Origin of the sequence: Bradyrhizobium sp. 153 (assembly GCF_023073835.1) — a bacterium.
Lineage (GTDB): Bacteria > Pseudomonadota > Alphaproteobacteria > Rhizobiales > Xanthobacteraceae > Bradyrhizobium.
Genome location: NZ_JADPKH010000083.1, coordinates 414,817 through 435,362, shown reverse-complemented (window position 1 = coordinate 435,362; position 20,546 = coordinate 414,817). Strand labels below are relative to the sequence as shown.

At 63.7% G+C, this 20,546-nt stretch carries 19 protein-coding genes; 15 read left to right on the top strand and 4 right to left on the bottom strand.

Going from position 1 to position 20,546, the window contains the following annotated elements; genetic code table 11:
* Window positions 1-123: 123 nt before the first annotated feature.
* Together IVA91_RS22725 and IVA91_RS22720 are read right to left on the bottom strand one after the other, a co-directional pair.
* Window positions 124-1,668: an acyl-CoA synthetase gene (locus IVA91_RS22725; protein WP_247277741.1), complete on the bottom strand. Its 1,545-nt coding sequence runs from the start codon at window positions 1,666-1,668 to the stop codon at window positions 124-126.
* A gap of 149 nt (window positions 1,669-1,817) precedes the next feature.
* The gene (locus IVA91_RS22720) at window positions 1,818-2,990 is read right to left on the bottom strand and encodes an acetyl-CoA C-acetyltransferase (RefSeq protein ID WP_247277740.1); all 1,173 of its coding nucleotides are present in this window, start codon (window positions 2,988-2,990) and stop codon (window positions 1,818-1,820) included.
* 153 nt (window positions 2,991-3,143) lie between these two features.
* On the opposite strand from IVA91_RS22720, the gene IVA91_RS22715 reads away from it, so the two are divergent.
* From IVA91_RS22715 to IVA91_RS22680, 8 genes are all read left to right on the top strand, one after another.
* On the top strand, window positions 3,144-3,803 hold the full coding sequence (locus IVA91_RS22715; protein WP_346015514.1) for a TetR family transcriptional regulator: 660 nt from the start codon (window positions 3,144-3,146) through the stop codon (window positions 3,801-3,803).
* A 53-nt stretch (window positions 3,804-3,856) separates the two neighbouring features.
* Window positions 3,857-4,615 carry an SDR family NAD(P)-dependent oxidoreductase gene (locus IVA91_RS22710; protein WP_247277738.1) on the top strand — a complete coding sequence of 253 codons (759 nt, stop codon included), beginning with the start codon at window positions 3,857-3,859 and terminating at the stop codon, window positions 4,613-4,615.
* Window positions 4,616-4,795: 180 nt separating this feature from the next.
* Entirely contained in the window at window positions 4,796-5,602 is an 807-nt protein-coding gene (locus tag IVA91_RS22705) for an enoyl-CoA hydratase-related protein (RefSeq protein ID WP_247277737.1), read from the top strand.
* 43 nt (window positions 5,603-5,645) lie between these two features.
* On the top strand, window positions 5,646-7,517 hold the full coding sequence (locus IVA91_RS22700) for an AMP-binding protein (RefSeq protein ID WP_247277736.1): 1,872 nt from the start codon (window positions 5,646-5,648) through the stop codon (window positions 7,515-7,517).
* 98 nt (window positions 7,518-7,615) lie between these two features.
* Complete coding sequence (locus tag IVA91_RS22695) at window positions 7,616-8,743, top strand: acyl-CoA dehydrogenase family protein (protein WP_247277735.1); 1,128 nt, start codon at window positions 7,616-7,618, stop codon at window positions 8,741-8,743.
* 117 nt (window positions 8,744-8,860) lie between these two features.
* A complete protein-coding gene (locus IVA91_RS22690) occupies window positions 8,861-10,108 on the top strand; it encodes an acyl-CoA dehydrogenase (protein WP_247277734.1) in 1,248 nt (415 codons plus the stop codon).
* Window positions 10,109-10,241: 133 nt separating this feature from the next.
* Window positions 10,242-11,486, top strand: coding sequence for an acyl-CoA dehydrogenase (locus tag IVA91_RS22685; RefSeq protein ID WP_247277733.1), 1,245 nt, complete (start codon window positions 10,242-10,244; stop codon window positions 11,484-11,486).
* A 137-nt stretch (window positions 11,487-11,623) separates the two neighbouring features.
* A complete protein-coding gene (locus tag IVA91_RS22680; protein ID WP_247277732.1) occupies window positions 11,624-12,322 on the top strand; it encodes a nitroreductase in 699 nt (232 codons plus the stop codon).
* Window positions 12,323-12,412: 90 nt separating this feature from the next.
* On the opposite strand, the gene IVA91_RS22675 is transcribed toward IVA91_RS22680, so the two are convergent.
* A complete protein-coding gene (locus tag IVA91_RS22675; RefSeq protein ID WP_008543571.1) occupies window positions 12,413-12,961 on the bottom strand; it encodes a sigma-70 family RNA polymerase sigma factor in 549 nt (182 codons plus the stop codon).
* Entirely contained in the window at window positions 12,961-13,194 is a 234-nt protein-coding gene (locus tag IVA91_RS22670; protein ID WP_247277731.1) for a NepR family anti-sigma factor, read from the bottom strand. Before IVA91_RS22670 ends, IVA91_RS22675 begins: the two co-directional genes overlap by 1 nt.
* Window positions 13,195-13,423: 229 nt before the next feature.
* Here IVA91_RS22670 and IVA91_RS22665 point away from each other — a divergent pair, with 229 nt between their 5' ends.
* The 7 genes from IVA91_RS22665 to IVA91_RS22635 all read left to right on the top strand — a co-directional run bounded on the left by IVA91_RS22665 (window position 13,424) and on the right by IVA91_RS22635 (window position 20,401).
* Window positions 13,424-14,230, top strand: coding sequence for a response regulator (locus IVA91_RS22665; protein ID WP_247277730.1), 807 nt, complete (start codon window positions 13,424-13,426; stop codon window positions 14,228-14,230).
* A gap of 136 nt (window positions 14,231-14,366) precedes the next feature.
* Window positions 14,367-14,966: a nuclear transport factor 2 family protein gene (locus IVA91_RS22660; protein WP_247459128.1), complete on the top strand. Its 600-nt coding sequence runs from the start codon at window positions 14,367-14,369 to the stop codon at window positions 14,964-14,966.
* A gap of 265 nt (window positions 14,967-15,231) precedes the next feature.
* Window positions 15,232-15,666, top strand: coding sequence for a hypothetical protein (locus tag IVA91_RS22655; RefSeq protein ID WP_247277728.1), 435 nt, complete (start codon window positions 15,232-15,234; stop codon window positions 15,664-15,666).
* Between the two features lie 114 nt (window positions 15,667-15,780).
* Window positions 15,781-17,658 (top strand): molecular chaperone HtpG, encoded by a 1,878-nt coding sequence (gene htpG / locus IVA91_RS22650; RefSeq protein ID WP_247459127.1) that lies wholly within the window; start codon window positions 15,781-15,783, stop codon window positions 17,656-17,658.
* Window positions 17,659-17,775: 117 nt separating this feature from the next.
* On the top strand, window positions 17,776-18,054 hold the full coding sequence (locus IVA91_RS22645; protein ID WP_247277726.1) for a DUF3551 domain-containing protein: 279 nt from the start codon (window positions 17,776-17,778) through the stop codon (window positions 18,052-18,054).
* Between the two features lie 26 nt (window positions 18,055-18,080).
* Window positions 18,081-18,350, top strand: coding sequence for a DUF3551 domain-containing protein (locus IVA91_RS22640; protein ID WP_247277725.1), 270 nt, complete (start codon window positions 18,081-18,083; stop codon window positions 18,348-18,350).
* A gap of 236 nt (window positions 18,351-18,586) precedes the next feature.
* Window positions 18,587-20,401, top strand: coding sequence for a long-chain-acyl-CoA synthetase (locus tag IVA91_RS22635; protein WP_247417157.1), 1,815 nt, complete (start codon window positions 18,587-18,589; stop codon window positions 20,399-20,401).
* Window positions 20,402-20,546 lie beyond the last annotated feature (145 nt).

The following is a 20,546-nucleotide window of genomic DNA, read 5'->3' as shown; positions in this document are numbered from 1 at the left end:
TCACCCTGACACCACCATCTCCTTGCGCCTCAAGCTCAAGCGCGCCGGGTGGAACGATGCCTTTCTTTTTGAGCTCCTCGGCCACATGCGATAGCCCTGCCCTCCAGGGGAGGTGAGCGGCCCCTAAATCTTCGCGGCCGTCTTCGGCCAATATTTGTCGCGCAAGTGCCGCTTCACCAGCTTGCCGGTCGGCGTGCGCGGCAGCTCGGCTTCGAAATCGATCGAGCGCGGGCACTTGATGGCGGAGAGGCGGTGCTTGCAATAGGCGATCAGGTCGGCTTCGAGTGCTTTGCCGGCACGGCTCATGTCGTGCGGTTGCACCACCGCCTTCACCTCTTCGCCCATCTCCTCGTTCGGCACGCCGAACACGGCGACGTCGGCGACCTCGGGGTGGGTGATGAGCACGTCCTCGGTCTCCTGCGGATAGATGTTCACGCCGCCGGAGATGATCATGTAGGATTTGCGGTCGGTGAGGTAGAGGAAGCCGTCCTTGTCGAGATAGCCGACGTCGCCGAGCGTCGACCAGCCCTTGGCGTTGTAGGCCTTCTTCGTCTTCTCGGGGTCGTTGTGATAGGTGAAGGCCGGCGCGTCCGCGAAATAGACCGTGCCAATCTCGCCCACCGGCTGCTCCTCGTCGTTCTCGTCCAGAATCTTGATCGTGCCGACCACGGCGCGGCCGACGCTGCCGCGGTGCTCCAGCCATTGCTGCGAAGTGCAGACCGTGACGCCGTTGCCTTCCGAGCCGGCGTAATACTCGATCAGGATCGGTCCCCACCATTCGATCATCTTGGCTTTGACATCGACAGGGCAGGGCGCGGCGGCGTGGATCGCGCCCTTGAGTGTGGAGACATCGTATTTGGTGCGCACCTCGTCCGGCAGCTTCAGCATGCGCACGAACATGGTCGGCACCAGCTGCGACTGCGTGACCTTGTATTTTTCGACCAGCTTCAAAAATTCCTCGGCGTCAAAATGCTCCATGATGATGGAGGTGCCGCCGAGCACGATCGCCATCATGTTGAAGCGCAACGGAGCCGCGTGATAGAGCGGCGCCGGCGAGAGGTAAGTGCTTTCGGCGTTCATGCCGCACATGTCGGCGCAGAGCACGCGCAGAAACGGATTCGGCTCGTCGATCGCTTTGCCTTCGAAGGCCTTCTTGACACCCTTGGGCCGCCCGGTGGTGCCGGACGAGTAGAGCATGTCGTAGCCGGCGACCTCGTCTGCGATTGGCGTCGTCGGCTGCGCGGCGGCTTCGTTGTCGTAGGAGCGGAAGCCCGGTGAGGGCTCGTCCATCATGTAGAAGATCGGCTCGCCGGCGGCGCCCCTGATCAGGCCATTGATCTGGTCGGCGCATTTCGGTGTGGTGATGACGACCTTGGCGCCGCAATCCTTCACGATGTAGTCGATCTCGTCCTGCTTCAAATAGCGGCTGATCGCGGTGTAATAGAGCCCGCTGCGTTGTGCGGCCCAGCAGATCTCCATGAAGGCGAGCCGGTTCTCCATTAACAGCGCGATGTGGTCGCCGGCCTTCAAGCCAAGCGAGCGGAACAGATGCGCGCCCTGGTTCGAGAGCTCGTCGAGCTCGCGATAGGTGATCGCCTTGCCGCTGCCGGCCATTCGATAGGCGCTCTTGTTCGGCGTGGTGCGGGCGTGGATGGAGGGGTGAGTCATGTCTCTGCTTGTTCAGTTAGGTGTGGCGTTCCCCGGACGCAGCGCATCGCGCAGTGGTGCGCTGCTGATCCGGGGTCCACTGTGAGGCATGGGCCCCGGCTCTGCGCCGCCGCGCTTCACGCTGCAGCGCGACCGGGACACGCGAAGGCTTACAGCCGCTCCACGATCGTCACGTTGGCCATGCCGCCGCCCTCGCACATGGTCTGCAGGCCGTAGCGCTTGCCGCGCTGGTGCAGGGCGTGGACTAGCGTGGTCATCAGCTTGGTGCCGGAGCCGCCGAGGGGATGGCCGAGCGCGATGGCGCCGCCGTTGACATTGAGACGCTCCGGGTCGGCGCCGGTGGTCTTCAGCCACGCGGTCGGCACCGAGGCGAAGGCCTCGTTGACCTCGAACAGGTCAATGTCACCAATTTTCATGCCGGCCTTCTCCAGCGCGCGCTTGGTCGCGTGCAGCGGGGCGTCGAGCATGATGACGGGATCACCGCCCGTCATGGTCATGTGATGGATGCGGGCGAGCGGCTTGACGCCGAGCTGCTTAAGGCCGCGCTCGTTCACCACCATGACGCCGGAAGCGCCGTCACAGATCTGGCTGGCGCTGGCCGCGGTGAGCTTGCCGTTCTCGGCGATCAGCTTGACGCCCTTGATGCCGTCGAGACTGACGTCGAAGCGGATGCCCTCGTCGATGTGATGGGTGTCCTTGCTGCCGTCCGCACGGGTGATCTCGAGCGGCACGATCTCCTTCTTGAAGTGGCCGGCCTGGGTGGCCGCGATCGCGCGCTGATGGCTGTTGTAGGAATATTCGTCGAGCTCATCCTTGGAGAGGCCGTACTTCTCCGCCATCATCTCCGCGCCGGTGAACTGGCTAAAGACGATGTTGGGATACTTCTTCTCGATGCCCGGGCTCTTGTAATTGCCAAAACCGTTCTTGGCCGGGAGCTGTGACGACAGGCCCATCGGCACCCGCGTCATCGATTCCACGCCGGCCGCGATCACGACGTCCATCGCACCGGACATCACGGCTTGCGCGGCGAAGTGCAGCGCCTGCTGCGAGGAGCCGCACTGGCGGTCGATCGACGTGCCCGGCACGCTCTCCGGCAGTTTTGAGGCCATCACCGCATTGCGCGCGACGTTGTTGGACTGCTCGCCGACCTGCATCACGCAGCCCATGATCACGTCCTCGACCTGGGCGGGATCGACCTTGGTGCGGTCGACCAGCTCGTCCAGCACCTTGGCGGCGAGATCGGCCGGATGCCAGCCGGCGAGGCGGCCCCCCTTGCGCCCGCCCGCGGTACGCGCAGCGGCGACGATGTAAGCCTCGGCCATGTCGGTTTCTCCCTGAATTTCTTGATTGGGGTTGGTTGTCGGGGAGGGATTTAAGGGGCGCGAGATCGTTTAGTCAATCGATCAATTAACTCTTGTGATGCGGCGCGGCTTGGGCTTATCTGCGCGCCTCACGAGGCATGTTCAGGGATCTCTGTGGCTACCAGCGTACCGACCAAGCTCCCCAGCGGGAAGAATTCCACGGCAGAGAAATTGCTCGTGGCCGCAAGCGAGCTGATGATCGAACGCTCCTCGATCGAGATCTCGCTCTCCGACATCGCGCAGAAGTCGGGCGCCAACGCCGCGTTGGTCAAATATCACTTCGGCAACAAGGACGGCCTGCTGCTGGCACTGCTCGCGCGCGATGCCGCGACCGAGCTGTCCAATCTCGAATACCTGCTGGCGCAGCCCATCACACCGACCGCGAAGCTGAAACTGCACATCGGCGGTATCATCCGCGCCTATTACCGGTTCCCGTACATGAACCGGCTGATCCATTATCTGCTGCACGAGACCAATGCGAGCTCCGCCGACGAGGTCTCGAAGTTCTTCGTGGCGCCGCTGCTCGACTTTCACCGCCGCCTGCTCGCCGAGGGCGAGCGAGCCGGCGAATTCCGCGCCACCGATCCGGTGCTGTTCTACACCAGCCTGATCGGCGCCTGCGACCATCTGTTCTTCGGCCGGCACGCGATGTCGCGCGCGACCGGGGTCGGCCCGGTCACCGACGAAGTCTGCCGGCAATACATCAAACACATGGAAACGCTGATCTGCGGCGGCATCCTCGCGCAAGCCGAGGAAGCTGTCGCGGCCGGGTGATCCGGCCGAACTTTCAAGTCCAGAGAAGAAACGCCCAAGGAAAGGTACAAGCGATGCAGTTGAAAGACGTAGCCGTTCTCATCACCGGCGGCGGTTCGGGGCTTGGTGCCGCGACCGCCCGGGCCATGGCCGCCAAGGGCGCCAAGATCGGCGTGATCGACCAGAGCAAGGAAAACGCCGAGAAGGTTGCTGCCGAAGTGAAGGGCGTCGCGCTCCATGCCGACGTCACCAGCGAAGAGCAGATCAAGGCAGCGATCGCCAAGGCAGAAGCCGCGCATGGCGTGGCGCGCGTACTGATGAACTGCGCCGGCATCGGCGGCTCGCAGCGTATCGTCGGCCGCGACGGCGTTTACCCGCTGGAAAAGTTCGCCCGCATCATCAACGTCAACCTGATCGGCACCTTCAACTGCCTGCGCCTGTTCGCCGAGCGCCTGGTCACGATCGAGCCGATCGGCGAAGAGCGCGGCGTCATCGTCAACACAGCCTCGGTCGCCGCTTACGAAGGCCAGATCGGCCAGATCGCCTATTCGGCCTCGAAGGGCGGCGTCGTCGGCCTGACGCTGCCGGCCGCGCGCGACCTCGCCAGCCAGAAGATCCGCGTCAATACCATCGCGCCCGGCCTGTTCTTCACGCCGCTCTTGATGGGTCTCAACGAGGAGGCCCGCAAGAGCCTGGGCGCCCAGGTGCCGCATCCCTCACGCCTCGGCGACGCCAACGAATACGGCATGCTCGCCGTGCACATCGTGGAGAACCCGATGCTGAACGGCGAGACCATCCGTCTCGACGGCGCCATCCGCATGGCGCCGCGGTAAGGCTCTCTTCCCTTCTCCCCTTGTGGGAGAAGGTGGCGCGAAGCGCCGGATGAGGGGTCTCTATCCGCGGACGCAGACCCCTCACCCGAGCGAACTCGTGGCTACCGACGTGCATGCCCTCTCCCACAAGGGGAGAGGGCACAATAATAGGCACCTCCCGCGCGCATGCACGAGGCCCCCATGTCCCGACCGCTGCTGATCGAGCATGATGACGGCGTTGACCGGGTGACGCTGAATCGTCCTGAAAGCCTCAATGCGCTCGATCCGGCGCTGATCGATGCGCTCAACGTCTACTTTCAGGGGCTTCAGCGCAACCGCGACACGCGCGTCGTGGTGTTGCGCGGCGCCGGCACGAATTTTTGCGCGGGCCTCGATCTCAAGGCCGCGATGGCTCGTCGCGCCGGCCAGCAGGAGCCGCCTGGCGTTACCGAGTCGCTGGATTCGCAGCGGCGCATCGCCGACATCGTGATGTTGATGCGGCGCTGTCCGCAGCCGATCCTAGCGCTTGTGCAGGGCGCCGCGGCGGGCGGCGGCTTTGCGCTGGCGCTTGCCTCCGACATCCGCATCGCCACGAAATCGGCGCGCATGAATTGCGCTTTCATCAAGCTCGGCCTCGGCGGCTGCGACATCGGCACCAGCTATTTCCTGCCGCGGCTCGTCGGGGTGTCGGTGGCGTCCGAGTTGATCCTGACGGGGCGTTTCATCGGCGCCGAGCGCGCGCTCGCGGTCGGGCTCGTCTCGGAGGTCGTCGACGAGGACAAGCTCGATGATGCAGCCGCGCCTTATGTCAACGCGATGATGACGGCCTCGCCCGTGGGGCTGAGTCTCTCCAAGGAATGTCTCAACATGAGCGTCGATGCCGGTTCGCTGGAAGCTGCGATCGCAATGGAAGACCGCAACCAGGTCCTGTGCAGCCGTTCCGAGGAATTTTCGGAAGGCATCAGGGCCTTCCTTGAGAAGCGAAAGCCTGTCTATATCAAACGCTAAAGACAAAGATCCGCCAAGGACAAGAAATTCCGGGAGACGCAAAATGAGTGGAAGCGCGGCGGCGGTGATGACGAAGCCCGCCTTTCGCAAGGTCGAGTGGCTCGCGCGCGACATCGCCGTCGAGCGCCGCGGCGACGGCACGGTGGTGCTGAAGTCGCGCATTCCGCTGCAGCCTTACGAGAAGCACATTCCAGCTTCGCTGGCGAAATGGGCGAAACAGGCCCCCGAGCGCATCTGGCTCGCGCAGCGCGGCGGAGTGAATCGCGAATGGCGCAAAGTGTCCTATGGCGAAGCCAAGCGCACCGTGGATGCGCTGACGCAAGCGCTGCTGAACCTCAAGCTCGAGGGACGACCCGTCACGATCCTCTCCGGCAATTCGATCGAGCACGCCCTGATGACGCAGGCCGCGATGCAGGCGCGCGTTCCGGCGGCTCCCGTGTCGCCGGCCTACTCGCTGATGAGCCACGATCACGTCAAGCTGAAATATCTGTTCGATTTGATCCAGCCGGCCGTGGTGATGGTGCAGGACGGCCCGATCTTCGAAAAGGCACTGAAGGCGCTCGACCTCACCGGCGTTACCGTCGTTCACGTCGCGCGCCCCTGCGATGGCATCAAGAGCGTCGGCTTTGCCGAACTCGCCGCAACGCCGGTGACCGCCGAGGTCGAAGCGTCGGTTGCACAGATCACGCCCCAGACCATCGGCAAGCTGCTGTTTACCTCCGGCTCGACCGGCATGCCAAAAGCCGTCATCAACACGCAAGCGATGATGTGCGCCAATGCGGCGATGATGATGCAGGTGCGGCCCCGGGATCCCAGCGGCCCGATCTCGACCATGCTGGACTGGATGCCCTGGAACCACACCATGGGTGGCAATGCGGCGTTCCACCCGATCCTCGTCGATGGCGGCACACTCTATATCGATGACGGCCGGCCGGTGCCGGGCCAGTTCGAAGAGACGCTGCGAAACTTGCGCGAGATCTCGCCGACCTATTACGCCAACGTGCCGGCCGGCTATGCTGCGTTGGCGGCGGCGATGGAGAAGGACGACGCGCTGTGCCGCTCGTTCTTCAAGAACCTGTCGATCATGGCCTATGGCGGCGCGCGCCTGCCGGACGATCTCTACGATCGCATGCAGGCGCTCGCGGTGAAGACGACCGGTGAGCGCATCGTGTTCTACACCGGCTGGGGCTCGACCGAGACCGCGCCGACCTCGACCGGCACGTATTGGGAGACCGAGCGCGTCGGCCTGATCGGGCTCCCGTTCCCCGGGGTCGAATTGAAGATGGTGCCGTGCGGCTCGAAATACGAACTTCGCCTGCGTGGCGTCAACGTCACGCCCGGCTATTTCGGTCAGCCTGAGCTGACGAAGAAGATGTTTGACGAGGAGGGTTTTTACTGCATCGGCGATGCCGGCATCTTCGTCGACGAGAAGGATCCGGTGCAGGGCATCATCTTTGCCGGGCGCGTGGTGGAGGATTTCAAGCTCACTACGGGCACCTTCGTGCACGTCGGCTCACTCCGGACCGATGCGATCGCGGCCGCAACGCCCGTCGTGCATGACGCGCTGGTCGCGGGACAGGATCGCCCGTTTATCGGCCTGCTGGCCTGGCCGAACCTGCACGCTTGTCGCCAACTCGTCGGCAATCCCGATCTGAGCTTTGCGGATGCGGTCAGGCACCCCGAGGTGATCGCTTGCTTCAGGCGCGGGCTGGAGACGCACAACCGGGAATGCGAAGGCGCCAGCAGCCGCATCATCGCGCGTGCCATGCTGATGGCCGAACCGCCCTCCATCGACGGCAACGAGCTCACTGATAAGGGCTACATCAACCAGCGCGCCGGCTTGGAGCGCCGCGCAGCGCTGGTGGAGCGGCTTTATGCGGATGAGCCGGATGAAGATGTGATCGTGCTGCGATGAATGCGCAACACTCTCAACCTCGTCATTCCGGGATGGCCAAAGGGCCAGGTCCGGAATGACGGCTTCAATGAGTACGACGAATAAAAAGGTAGCCCGCCATGAACTTCGATTTCTCCGACGACCAGAAGCAGCTCCGCGACCAAGCGCGCAAATTCCTCACCGAAAAGTGCTCGCCCAAGGCCGTACGCGTCGTCCTCGACGGCAAGGCGTCCTATGACAAGGAGTTGTGGAAGGGCCTTGCCGAAATGGGGTTTCTCGGCGTCGCGATCCCGGAAGAGTTCGGCGGTGCGGGCGCCGGCCATCTCGAGCTCTGCGTGATCGCGGAGGAAATGGGACGCGCGAACGCGCCGGTGCCGTTCTCCTCAACTGTTTACCTCGCCGCCGAAGCGCTGCTGATCGCCGGCAGTGACGCGCAGAAGAAAAAGTGGTTGCCCGCTATTGCCTCGGGCGAGGCGATCGGCACGCTGGCGCTGTTCGAAGGCAAGGGCAATCCGTCGCCGAAGAATGTCAAGCTGGCCGCTTCGAATGGCGCGCTCAACGGAGTCAAGAAGCCGGTCGCCGACGGCGCCATCGCCAATTTCGCGGTGGTCGCCGCGCGCACAGGATCGAGCGGACGTGAGAATGACATCTCGCTGTTCCTGGTCGATCTCAGGGCCGGCGGCGCCGAGGTGAAAAGCCTCACCAACCTCGATCCGACCCGTGGGCAGGCCGAGATCACCTTCAAGGACTGTAAGGCCGAGCCGCTGGGGGGCATCGGTGAGGGTTGGAGCATCCTCACCCAGGTGCTCGACCGCGCCGCGGTGCTGTGCGCGTTCGAGCAAGTAGGCGGCGCCGACCGCGCCCTGGAAATGGGCCGCGACTACGCGCTCGACCGCATCGCCTTCGGCCGGCAGATCGGCTCGTTCCAGGCCGTAAAGCACATGCTCGCCGACATGTATGTCTCGGCGACGCTGGCACGCTCCAACAGCTATTACGGTGCCTGGGCGCTCTCGACCAGCGCAGCCGAATTGCCGGAAGCCGCCGCCGCCGCGCGCATCAGCGCGACGCAGGCGTTCCAGCACTGCGCCAAGAACAACATCCAGGTTCACGGCGGCATGGGTTTCACCTGGGAGTTCGACTGCCACATGTACTACCGCCGCGCCAACGCCATGGCGCTCGGGCTCGGCAGCCTCACCTATTGGGAAGACCAGTTGATCGACCGCATGCGGAAGAAGAACGCGGCGTAACGTTGTCGTCATTCCGGGCGCCGCAAAGCGGCGAACCCGAAATCTGGAGATGAGTGAATAACATCGAGATTCCGGGTTCGCGCTACGCGCACCCCGGAATGACAGAGAGAAAGAGCCATGAACTTCGACGACACCCCGCAAGAGGCCGCATTCCGCGCCACCGCCCGCGCATGGATTGATGCGAACGCGCCCAAGCAATACGAAGAAGAGCTGCGCAAGTCCTCGCTCGGCCGCACCCAGCTCAGGAACGCGAACATTCTCGAGGTCGCAAAGGCCTGGCAAAAGAAGAAGGCCGATGCCGGCTGGGCCTGCCTGCACTGGCCGAAGGAGTACGGCGGCCGCGGCTCATCGCCCATCGAGCGCGTGATCTGGCAGCAGGAGGAGGGCCCGTTCGGAAAGCTCTCCCACATGTTCATCATCGGCCACGGCATGTGCGGGCCGACCATGATGGCATTTGCGCGCGAGGAACATAAGCGCACCTATCTGCCGCCGCTCGCTTCCGGCGAGAAGGTCTGGTGCCAGCTCTTCTCCGAGCCGGCCGGCGGCTCGGACGTCGCGGGGCTTCGTACTCGCGCGGAGAAGGACGGCGATGAATGGGTCATCAACGGCCAGAAGATCTGGACATCAGGCGCGCATTATTCCGACTACGGCATCCTCTTGACCCGCACCGATCCGACCGTGCCTAAGCACAAGGGCCTCACCATGTTCTTCCTGGACATGAAGAGCCCGGGCGTCGAGGTCAGGCCGATCAAGCAGGCGAGCGGCGCGTCCGATTTCAACGAGGTCTATTTCACGAATGTCCGCATCCCCGACCACCAGCGCCTCGGCGAGGTCGGTGACGGCTGGAATGTCTCGCTGACCACGCTGATGAACGAGCGCATGTCGATCGGCGCAGGCGTCTCGACCGGCTTTCCGGAGCTGTTCGAATATTGCTCCAGCCTGATGCTCGACGACGGTCCTGCGATCGATGATCGCGCCGTGCGCGCGAAGCTGGCGAACTGGGCGGTGAAGGCGAGCGGCCTGCGCTACACCAGCATGCGCGCGATCTCGGCGCTCTCGAAGGGCGAGCGGCCGGGGCCGGAGAATTCCATCGGCAAGCTGGTGGCAGGCTCGATGATCCAGGACGTCGCGACCTACGCGCTGGACTTGCAAGGTGCGGCTGGTGTCGTCAGCGGTCCAGAGGATGCCGAAGTCGCGGGCCGCTTCCAGGCGATGCTGCTGCGTGCACCGGGTACGCGCGTCGAAGGCGGCACCGACGAGATCATGCGCAACATCATCGCCGAGCGGGTGCTGGGCCTGCCGGGCGACATCCGTGTCGACAAGGACGTGCCGTTCAACAAGATCCCGACAAAGGGAAGAGGTTAATCATGTCCCGGAGGCGGTGCGGTACGAAGTGCCGCTCCGCCGCGCCGGGACCCCGAGCTACAATGGGCCCCGGCTCGAGAGCGCACCGCTTTGCGCTGCGCAGCGTCCGGGGCAGGGAGAGGAGAGTTCGAAGATGAATTTCGACGACACCCCGCAAGAGGCCGCATTCCGCGAGACCGCGCGCAAATGGGTCGAGGCCAACGCGCCGAAGGAACTCCATGCCGAGTTATCAAAATCTTCGCTCGGCCGAATCCGCCTCGCCAAGCAAGACATCGTCGATGTCGGCAAGGCCTGGCAGAAGAAGAAGGCCGAAGGTGGCTGGGCCTGCCTGCACTGGCCGAAGGAATATGGCGGCCGCGGCGCGACGCCGATCGAACGCGTCATCTGGCAACAGGAAGAGGGCGTCTACGGCAAGCTGACGCAACCGTTCCAGATCGGTGAAGGTATGTGCGGCCCGACTGTGATGGCCTTCGGCAGCGAAGATGCCAAGCGCCGATACTTGCCGAAGCTCGCCTCTGGCGAGGAGATCTGGTGCCAGCTTTTCTCGGAGCCGTCGGCCGGCTCCGACGTTGCGGGCCTCCGCACCCGTGCCGAGAAGAAGGGCGATAGCTGGGTCGTCAATGGCCAGAAGATCTGGACCTCGGGCGCGCATTATTCCGACTACGGCCTCTTGATTACGCGCACCGATCCGAATGTGCCGAAGCACAAGGGCCTCACCATGTTCGTCCTGGACATGAAGAGCCCGGGCGTCGAGGTGCGCCCGATCAAGCAGGCCAACGGCATGCAGGAGTTCAACGAGGTCTATTTCACCGACGTCGTGATCCCCGACAGCCAGCGCCTCGGCGCTGTCGGCGAGGGTTGGAGCGTATCGCTGACCACGCTGATGAACGAGCGCATGTCGATCGGTGCGCGGCTCGCAACCGGCGTGCCTGAGATATTCGAGTTCTGCTCGAATCTGATGCTGGAGGACGGGCTTGCGATCGACGATCCCGCCGTGCGTTCGAAGCTCGCCAGTTGGGCCGTGAAGGCGAGCGGGCTGAAATACACCAGCTACCGCGCGATCTCGGCGCTGTCGAAGGGCGAGCGACCGGGCCCGGAGAATTCGATCGGCAAGCTGGTCTCGGGCATGATGCTCCAGGACATCGCGACCTACGCCATGGACCTCCAGGGCGCAGCCGGTGTTCTGACAGGCAGCGACGAGGAGACGGTGCAGGGCCAGTTCCAGCAAATGCTGCTGTCCTCGCCCTCGATGCGCATCGCCGGCGGCACCGACGAGATTTTGCGCAACATCATCGCCGAGCGGGTGCTAGGTCTGCCGGGCGACATCCGCGTCGACAAGGATGTGCCGTACAACAAGATCCCGACCAAGGGACGGTGATCTCACGCCTCGCGGTATCTCGTAGGATGGGCCAAGCGAAGCGTGCCCACCCTATGCAGATGCTCAGGGGTAAGTTTGCCGGTGGGCAGGGCGCTATCGCGCCTTTGCCACCCTACGAGGACAACGCGAGCTGATCCATGGACGCACAAGTGAAACAAACCGACCGCATCGGCGTGCTTGAAGAGCTGCTCAACGAGCGCTACTCCGTTCGCGCTTTCCTCCCCAAGGAAGTCGACCGCGCCACGATCGAACACGTGCTGAAGACGGCGCAGCGCACGGCGTCCTGGTGCAACAGCCAGCCCTGGCAGGTTGTCATCGCCAGCGGCGCGGCCAAGGAGCGCTTTCGCCAGGCGATCTACACGGAAGCCTCCGGCGGTCTTGGCGACGATTACGATTTCACCCCGCCGCGCGAATATGTCGGGGTCTATCTCGAACGCCGGCGCGAAAGCGGCTTTCAGCTCTACAACACGCTCGGCATCGCCCGCGGCGACAAGGCGGCCTATGCCAGGCAGGCACTGGAGAACTACAATTTCTTCGGCGCGCCGCATGTCGCGATCATTCACACCAACGAGCCGCTCGGCATCTATGGCGCGATCGATTGCGGCGCCTATGTCTCCAACTTCATGCTGGCCGCGCAGGCGCTTGGGCTCGGCACCATTCCGCAGGCGGCGCTGGCACGCCATTCCGGTCTGATCCGCCGCCACTTCAGCCTGCCCGACGATCGCCGGATCGTCTGCGGCATCTCGTTCGGCTATGCCGACCACGCGCACAAGGTCAACAGCTACCGCACCTCGCGGGCGAGTGTGGCCGATAGCGTGATCTTCGTGGACGAGTGATCGGCGCTGCGAGCTTGGCACCATCGGCGACGCACAAAGGCGGCCGCGGAAGCGGCCGCCTTTGTCTGTCTCACCCAGTTGACGCCGCCGTCAGCCGCCGCTGCCGCCGATCACGGCCCGCACGGTCTCGTCGGGCCCAAAGTCCTCGGCGCCCTCGACATAGAGCAGCGCGGCGAGCTTCGAGCGGGCGCGGTTGACGCGGCTCTTGATGGTGCCGACGGCACAGCCGCAGATCGAGGCCGCATCCTCGTAGGAGAAGCCGGAGGCGCCGACCAGGATCAGCGCTTCACGTTGGTCCTGTGGAAGCTTGTCGAGCGCCGTACGAAACTCCTCGAACTCGAGATGCGCATTTTGTGACGGTTGCGTCTTCAGCGTCTTGGCGTAGTTGCCTTCGGCGTCCTCGACCTCCCGCCGCCGCTTGCGATAGTCGGAGCGGAACAGGTTGCGCAGGATCGTGAACAACCACGCCGGCAGGTTGGAGCCAGGCTGGAACGAATCGATGTTGGCGAGCGCGCGAAGCAGTGTCTCCTGCACCAAATCGTCAGCGCGGTCCGCATTGCCGCTGAGCGAGATCGCGAACGCGCGCAGACTCGGCACGGCCGCCAGGATGTCGTTACGCAGGGAGTCGGTGAGAGGCATTAATCCCTCCCATTGCTGTTGTCGTTGGATCCGCCCTCATTTTCCACTTGGGAAGTCGCTCCTTGTGCATCAAGCTTCTTGATCAGTTCAGCGAACCGATCCGGAACCCCCTGCCGCACCACATCGTCGTACATGGCGCGCAGCTGATGCCCGATCCGGGATTGGATCTCCGGAGTGAGCCCTCCCTTGCCGGGGGTCGTGCTTTTGCTGGCTTGAGACTTGAGATCTTTCATGACCTGTTCCACGTTTCCCCGAGTTAAGTGACTGTAAAATCGAGAAATTTTCTCAACCGGGAGCCGTTCCCTGGATAGGCACAATGCGAGCTGCGAGAAAAAGTTCCGCGCAATGCGGAACTTTTCTGAAGCTGAGGCGTAAACAGCCGAGCAGGGGAACCCGGGCCCCCCGCGTAACGCCTGACCTAAGGGTGACCTCAAGGCTGGCCCGAAGATGAATGGAGTGGGGATGTCCCGTTCACAGCTCGTTGCTGAACACTTGCCGCTGTTGCGCCGGTATGCACGCGCCCTGACGGGCAGCCAGGCCTCCGGTGACGCCTATGTCGCGGCCATGTTGGAAGCCATGCTTGGCGATCCGTCGGTGCTCGACGAAAGCCATGGGCCGCGCGCCGGCCTGTTCCGGCTGTTCACCCAGATCTGGAATTCGGTCTCCGTCAACGATGATGCCGAGGTGACGACACTGCCGATGCCGCCGGAGCGGCGGCTGTCGAACATCACACCCCTGCCACGGCAGGCCTTCCTGCTGCTCTCGCTCGAGGGCTTTTCGGAAGAGGAAGTCGCCTTCATCCTCGGCACCGACGTGAGCGAGACGCGGCGGCTTGCGGACGCTGCTGGACGCGAGATGGCGGCCGAGATCGCCACCGACGTGCTGATCATCGAGGACGAGACCTTCATTGCCATGGACCTCGAGAGCCTGGTGAAGAATCTCGGCCACAACGTCGTCGGCGTCGCGCGCACCCATGCCGATGCGGTGGCGCTGGCCAAGAACAAGCGGCCCGGCCTGATCCTCGCCGACATCCAGCTCGCCGACGGTTCGTCCGGCCTGGACGCCGTCAACGAGCTGCTCCGCACCTTCGAGGTGCCGGTGGTGTTCATTACCGCGTACCCCGAGCGATTCCTCACAGGCGAGCGCCCCGAGCCCGCGTTCCTGATCTCAAAACCGTTCCAGCCGGCGATGGTGTCTGCGGTGGCGAGCCAGGCGCTGTTCTTCCAGCGCAATTCGCGCAACCGCACGCCAAAGGCGCCGGCGGCCTGATAGAGGCTCCCGCGCAAGATTGATCCGGCGTGCTGCAAAGGCACGCCGGATTCTCAGTGTTTGCATGCCACGGCTTGACGGGCGTCGAATTGGCCGCTCATACCTCGTGCATCGGACTTCCCTCGGAAGCGTGCACATGGACCAGCAACTCCTCGATCGCCTCGCCATCCGCGACCTCGTCGAGAACTGGGCGGTGTGGCGCGACGCCGGCGACTGGGAGCGCTTTGCCACCGTCTGGCATGATGAAGGCTGGATGTCCGCCACCTGGTTTCAGGGGCCGGCGCGGGATTTCATGCGCGTCAGCCAGGAGGGGTTCGCCAAGGGCGTGCGCATCCTGCATTTCCTCGGCGGCACCAGCATCGACCTCGAGGGCGACCGGGCCATCGCCCAAACCAAGATGACGATCTCGCAGCGTGCCCTGGTGCACGACGTGCTCTGCGACGTCGTCTGCACCGGACGCTTCTACGATTTCCTGGAGAAGCGGCAGGGCGAATGGGGGATTGTCCGCCGCCAGCCGATCTACGAGAAGGACCGGATCGATCCGGTCGATCCCGCCGCGCCGCTTCAGCTCGACCAGAAAGCGCTCGCCGCGCTTCCCGAAGCCTATCGCCACCTCGCCTACATGCAGGAGCTGATCGGCTACAAGGTCAAGCGCGACATGCCGGGCCTCACCGGGCCTGAAGTCGAGAAGCTCTATGGTGAAGGGCGGGACTGGCTGGCGGGGATGGCCAAATAACGCGAAGCAAAAGTGAGCCCCAGACAAAAGTAAGGCGCGACTGGCATCACCACAGTCGCGCCCTACGTCGCCGGCTTATGGGGCAGGGGGGAATAGCCGGCTGCTGAGACGACTCCTGCCCGCGAAAGTCGTTCCACGCCTTGCAAAATATTTTGCGCGGCCGGCGACTTTTTCGCACACGGTTAAGTGATCGTGACGCCCGAGAACCCCTGATCCTTGGTCAGCGTTGTTCCCGCGATCGCCATGGGGCGAGGGATCGACAGCCATGTCACAGACTCAAAAGGCATTTTTAGGCGCCGTCGCAATTGCCGCGACGCTGGGCGCGGTGCAATTGGCCTCCGGCCACGATCTGGCCGACCGTTGGCAGGCGGTCGCCGATATTCCCAGTCACAGCACCAACTACGCGCCAAGCCACAACGTCAACCGAACCGGCAAGGCCGACCGCCTTGGCGAGATCAAACCGGCACCGGTTCCGACCCGAACCGTGTCGATGCGACTGAATGACCTTGCCGATACGTCGGTGCTGCTGCGGGTGCCGGCGGTGATCGAGACCGGCAATGCGAAGCCGCCGGTGCTGCTCCAAAACCAGAATCAGACCCTGCAGAAGGCCCGCAGCAAGCCGACGATCGCCTGCGAGCCGATGGTCAGCTCTCTGACCGAGATCGCCAAGCTGCTCCAGCCCGGCCGCTGCGTGACCTGATCTGGGCATTCGTCCAGTCAAGGCAGGCTCTGCCGCGCCCCATCACATCCTCTTGATCCGCCGTGTCGTCGCGCTATATCCGGGTTCCTCCCTTTGATTTGACCGGGTAAGCGCATGACGACGTCAGATACGGCTGTGCATACGCAGCCTTTCCAGGCCGAAGTTTCCGAACTGCTGCACCTCATGGTGCACTCCGTTTATTCGGAAACCGATATCTTCCTCCGCGAACTCATTTCCAATGCCTCCGATGCCTGCGACAAGCTGCGCTACGAGGCGATCGCAAATCCGGCGCTGCTGGGTGACGGCGAGGCGCTCAAGATCCGCATCATCCCGAACAAGACAGCCGGAACGCTCACGGTGGCGGACAATGGCATCGGCATGGAGCGACAGGAGCTGATCGATCATCTCGGCACCATCGCCCGCTCCGGCACCAAGGCGTTCGTGTCGAAGCTGAAGGAAGCCAAGGACGGCCTTGGCCTGATCGGTCAGTTCGGTGTCGGCTTCTATTCCGCCTTCATGGTCGCCGAGAAGATCGTCGTGATCAGCCGCCGTGCCGGTGAGAGTGACGTCTGGAGCTGGACGTCCTCCGGCGGCTCCGGGTTCGAGATCGCCCGTGCCAGTGACGAGGACGCGGCACGCGTGGCGCGCGGCACCGAGATCGTCCTGCAGCTGAAGGAAGACGCGAAAAAATACCTCGAGACCTACGAGATCGAGCGCATCGTCGGTGCCTATTCCGACAACATCCTGTTTCCCATCGAGCTCGTGCCTGGTGAGGGCGAGCCGCGCCAGATCAATTCGGCAAGCGCGCTGTGGCAGCGCTCGAAATCCGAGCTGACCGCAGACGACTACAAGAAGGCCTATCAGCAGATCGCCTCCGCCTTCGATGATCCCGCGGTGACGCTGCATTACCGCGCCGAAGGCCGTTATTCCTACGCCGTGCTGCTGTTCGCGCCGTCGACGAAACCGTTCGACCTGTTCGAGCCGAACCGCAAGGGCCGCGTCAAGCTTTACGTCCGCCGCGTCTTCATCACCGATGATGCCGATCTGTTGCCGGGCTATCTCCGCTTCATCCGCGGCGTCGTCGACAGCGAGGATCTCCCGCTCAACATCTCCCGCGAGATGCTCCAGAACAATCCGCAGCTCGCGCAGATTCGCAAAGCCGTGGCGACTCGCGTCGTGTCCGAGCTCGAAAGCCTCGCCGAGAAGGATCCGGAGAATTTCGCCAAGATCTGGGATGCCTTTGGCGCCGTGCTGAAGGAAGGCATCTACGAGGATTTCGAACGTCGTGAAAAGCTGCTGGCGCTGTCGCGCTTTACCACGACGTCGGGTGAGAAGCGGTCGCTGAAGCAGGTGATCGCCGATTTCAAGTCGAACCAGACCGAGATCTACTATCTCGTCGGCGACAGCATCGAGCGGTTGAAGTCCAATCCGCGGCTTGAGGCCGCGACCGCGCGCGGCATCGAGGTGCTGCTGCTGTCCGATCCCGTCGATGCCTTCTGGACCTCGATGCCCTCGGAATTCGAGGGCAAGCCGCTGAAATCGCTGAGCCAGGGCGATCTCAACCTCGACCTGATCCCGCGCGTCGACGACAAGGACGAGGCGAAAAAGGATGAGCCTGAGGCGGATGAAGCCGCCACTATCGCGGTGATCAAGGCCGCCCTCGGGGAGCGCGTCAGCGACGTCAAGGCCTCGACGCGGCTCACCAGCTCGGCCTCGTGTCTCGTCGCCGACAGCCGGGGTCCGAGTCGCGAACTGGAGCGCATCCTGGCGCAGCAGAATCGCGGCATGAAGACCAAGCCGATCCTCGAGATCAATCTGCGCCATCCGATGGTGGGCGCGATCACCAAGGCGCAGGCGGGCTCGAAGGTGGTCGATGATCTCAGTCTCCTCCTGCTCGAACAGGCGCAGATCCTGGATGGCGAATTGCCGGAAGATCCGGCGGCGTTTGCGGCGAGGCTCAACCGCCTCGTGCTGCAGGGGCTCGGCGGCTAGTTTGCTCCACTCACCTTGCCGTCATCTGTCCCTGGGAACAGTCGCCTCTTGCGTGGTGTTATGCCATATGAGGCGGCTGGCATCCGCGCCGGCGCCTGACCAATTCGAGGTTTCGCCATGCGTCTGTCAATCTTGATGCTCATCGCGGTCTTCACGGTGCTGGGCGCGTCAGATGCCAGCGCCCAGACCTATGATCCGCGATACCCGGTGTGCATGCACGTCTATACGCCCGGCGGCTTCACCGGTGGCGGCGGTGACTATTTCGACTGCTCGTTCACCTCGCTGCCGCAATGCCGCGCCACGGCGTCGGGCCGCTCGGCCAGCTGCGACGTCAATCCCTATTACGCCTTCGATGAACCGCCGCCGCCGCGCCGCCGCCACAAGAAGGTGCACTAGCGCTGCGACTTCTGAGGACTGTCTTCATGCGCCACTCACTCGGCCTGATCATGACTTTCGGTGCCATGCTGGCGGCCGCGCCGCTGCATGCGCAGACTTTCGACCCCCGCTATCCCATCTGCATGCACGTCTATTCCGGCGCGAACGGCGGGGGCGGGGAGTGGTACGACTGTTCGTTCATCTCGGTACCGCAGTGCCGCGCCACGGCGTCGGGCCGCGCCGCGACCTGCGACCTTAATCCGTACTATCCCGTCAACGCCCCGGCCTCGCGCCCGCGTTACAGGCTAAACGGTTAAGGCCGGGCGGATTGCCGCTCCGCCTCGCCTGGGGCTTACCGCTACCCCTTCCTGAACCCCGGCAACTCCACCACCTGCGCCAGCGATCGTCTCGGCCATCGGCATGCCGCCGATCCCTCCGGCTTGACCAAGGGTCACCAGCGTTAATCCCGTACTAACCGGGTTTACCCTGTCTCTTAACATCTGGGCAGGCTCGCAGGTCTAAGCTGCTGGATCAGCACACACGGCCTGAGAGAATGAACGGCATGACCACCAGTGTCATTGAGCAACCGAAAGTCGCGCGCGCGCCCTCGGCTTCGAAAATCTGGCTGAAGGCGATCGAGCTCACCGCGCGGATCGAGACTTTGCCGGGCCGTCTGTTCGCTGACGTCGTCGACGATTGGGCGCGACGCCAGCCCGATCGCGCAGCGCTGGTCATGGACGAGGCCACTCTCGACTACGAAGGCCTGTCGAAGAGGATCAACCGCTATGCGCGCTGGGCGCGCTCGGCTGGGATTGCCAAGGACGACACCGTTGCTCTGATCATGCCGAACGGCATCGACTATGTCGCGGCCTGGCTCGGCATCAGCCGTGTCGGCGGCGTGGCCGCGTTGATCAACACCAAACTCGTTGGGCAATCGCTCGCGCATTGCATCGATGTCGCAAAGCCGTCGCATGTCATCGTTGCGCATAAGCTGACGGGGATGCTGGACAGCGCCGCGCCGTATCTGAAGACCGAAGCAAAAGTCTGGACCCATGGCGATGCCCGCGGCGAACGCGCGATCGACGTGGCGCTGGCCGCGCTCGACGATGGAGCGCTCTCGCCGGACGAATATGGCAACGTCGCCATCGATGACCGCGCGCTGCTGATCTATACCTCGGGCACCACCGGCCTCCCGAAGGCCGCCAGCATCAGCCACCGCCGCATCCTCAACTGGGGCTTTTGGTTCGCCGGCCTCACCGGGGCGACGCCGCAGGACCGGCTCTACGATTGCCTGCCGCTGTTCCACTCGGTCGGCGGCATTGTCGCGCCCTGCAGCATGCTGGCTGCCGGCGGGTCGGTGGTGATTGCGGAAAAGTTTTCGGCTTCGCATTTCTGGTCCGACATCGTCCGGCATGACTGCACGCTGTTCCAGTACATCGGCGAGCTCTGCCGCTATCTGCTCAAGGCGCCGCCGTCGGAATATGAGAACGCGCATCGTCTGCGGCTCGTCTGTGGCAACGGCCTGCGTGGCGACATCTGGGAAGACTTTCAGGCGCGCTTTTCCATTCCCCGCATCCTCGAATTCTATGCGGCGACCGAAGGCAATTTCTCGCTGTTCAACGTCGAGGGGCAGCCCGGCGCGATCGGCCGCATTCCACCGCTGCTCGCGCACCGCTTTCCCGCGAGCCTCATCAAGCTCGACTCCGACAGCGGCGCGCCGTTACGCAACGAAGAAGGCTTTTGCATCGCCTGCGCCCGCGGTGAGGCCGGTGAAGCGATCGGCCGCATCGGTACCGCGGACCAGGGCGGCGGCCGTTTCGAGGGCTATACCGACGCGGGCGAGACCGAGAAGAAGATCCTGCGCGACGTCTTTGCCCGGGGCGATGCCTGGTTCCGCACCGGCGACCTGATGCGGCTCGACGACAAGGGCTTCTTCCACTTCGTCGACCGCATCGGCGACACCTTCCGCTGGAAGGGCGAGAACGTCGCGGCGTCGGAGGTGAACGATGCCGTGCGCGATTTCACCGGCGTGATTGATGCTACCACCTACGGTGTCAGCATCCCCGGCACTGACGGTCGCGCCGGCATGAGCGCGCTTGTCGTGAACGAGGGCTTTGACATCGCCGCGCTGCCCGCGCATCTGGGACAGCGCCTGCCGGCCTATGCCTGCCCCGTTTTCATCCGTATCTGCTGCGAGATCGACGCGACCGAGACCTTCAAGCAGAAGAAGGGCGACCTCGCGCGCGAAGGCTTCGATCCGGACGCGATAGCAGATCCGCTGTTCATGCTGGACCCGAAATCCGGCGCCTATGTCGCGCTCGACGCCGAGGCCCATGCGCAAATCGTGGACGGCACGATCAGGCTGTAACGCTGCGAAAATGCGCAGATAGGTCCAATTTTATCTGAATTGTCCAAGAAGCCATTTACTTCTGTCGGGTACACAGGCGGTCATGGGGAGGCGGTCAGCAAGAGCCGCCGCAACGCGAACAATCGATAACAACAAGCGAGCCAGC

What these genes read in the sequence shown, in the direction of transcription:
- IVA91_RS22725 (WP_247277741.1), bottom strand. Translation starts at nt 1,668, where the DNA reads ATGACTCACCCCTCCATCCACGCCCGCACCACGCCGAACAAGAGCGCC.
- IVA91_RS22720 (WP_247277740.1), bottom strand. Translation starts at nt 2,990, where the DNA reads ATGGCCGAGGCTTACATCGTCGCCGCTGCGCGTACCGCGGGCGGGCGC.
- IVA91_RS22710 (WP_247277738.1), top strand. Translation starts at nt 3,857, where the DNA reads ATGCAGTTGAAAGACGTAGCCGTTCTCATCACCGGCGGCGGTTCGGGG.
- IVA91_RS22705 (WP_247277737.1), top strand. Translation starts at nt 4,796, where the DNA reads ATGTCCCGACCGCTGCTGATCGAGCATGATGACGGCGTTGACCGGGTG.
- IVA91_RS22700 (WP_247277736.1), top strand. Translation starts at nt 5,646, where the DNA reads ATGAGTGGAAGCGCGGCGGCGGTGATGACGAAGCCCGCCTTTCGCAAG.
- IVA91_RS22695 (WP_247277735.1), top strand. Translation starts at nt 7,616, where the DNA reads ATGAACTTCGATTTCTCCGACGACCAGAAGCAGCTCCGCGACCAAGCG.
- IVA91_RS22690 (WP_247277734.1), top strand. Translation starts at nt 8,861, where the DNA reads ATGAACTTCGACGACACCCCGCAAGAGGCCGCATTCCGCGCCACCGCC.
- IVA91_RS22685 (WP_247277733.1), top strand. Translation starts at nt 10,242, where the DNA reads ATGAATTTCGACGACACCCCGCAAGAGGCCGCATTCCGCGAGACCGCG.
- IVA91_RS22680 (WP_247277732.1), top strand. Translation starts at nt 11,624, where the DNA reads ATGGACGCACAAGTGAAACAAACCGACCGCATCGGCGTGCTTGAAGAG.
- IVA91_RS22675 (WP_008543571.1), bottom strand. Translation starts at nt 12,961, where the DNA reads ATGCCTCTCACCGACTCCCTGCGTAACGACATCCTGGCGGCCGTGCCG.
- IVA91_RS22670 (WP_247277731.1), bottom strand. Translation starts at nt 13,194, where the DNA reads ATGAAAGATCTCAAGTCTCAAGCCAGCAAAAGCACGACCCCCGGCAAG.
- IVA91_RS22665 (WP_247277730.1), top strand. Translation starts at nt 13,424, where the DNA reads ATGTCCCGTTCACAGCTCGTTGCTGAACACTTGCCGCTGTTGCGCCGG.
- IVA91_RS22660 (WP_247459128.1), top strand. Translation starts at nt 14,367, where the DNA reads ATGGACCAGCAACTCCTCGATCGCCTCGCCATCCGCGACCTCGTCGAG.
- IVA91_RS22655 (WP_247277728.1), top strand. Translation starts at nt 15,232, where the DNA reads ATGTCACAGACTCAAAAGGCATTTTTAGGCGCCGTCGCAATTGCCGCG.
- htpG (WP_247459127.1), top strand. Translation starts at nt 15,781, where the DNA reads ATGACGACGTCAGATACGGCTGTGCATACGCAGCCTTTCCAGGCCGAA.
- IVA91_RS22645 (WP_247277726.1), top strand. Translation starts at nt 17,776, where the DNA reads ATGCGTCTGTCAATCTTGATGCTCATCGCGGTCTTCACGGTGCTGGGC.
- IVA91_RS22640 (WP_247277725.1), top strand. Translation starts at nt 18,081, where the DNA reads ATGCGCCACTCACTCGGCCTGATCATGACTTTCGGTGCCATGCTGGCG.
- IVA91_RS22635 (WP_247417157.1), top strand. Translation starts at nt 18,587, where the DNA reads ATGAACGGCATGACCACCAGTGTCATTGAGCAACCGAAAGTCGCGCGC.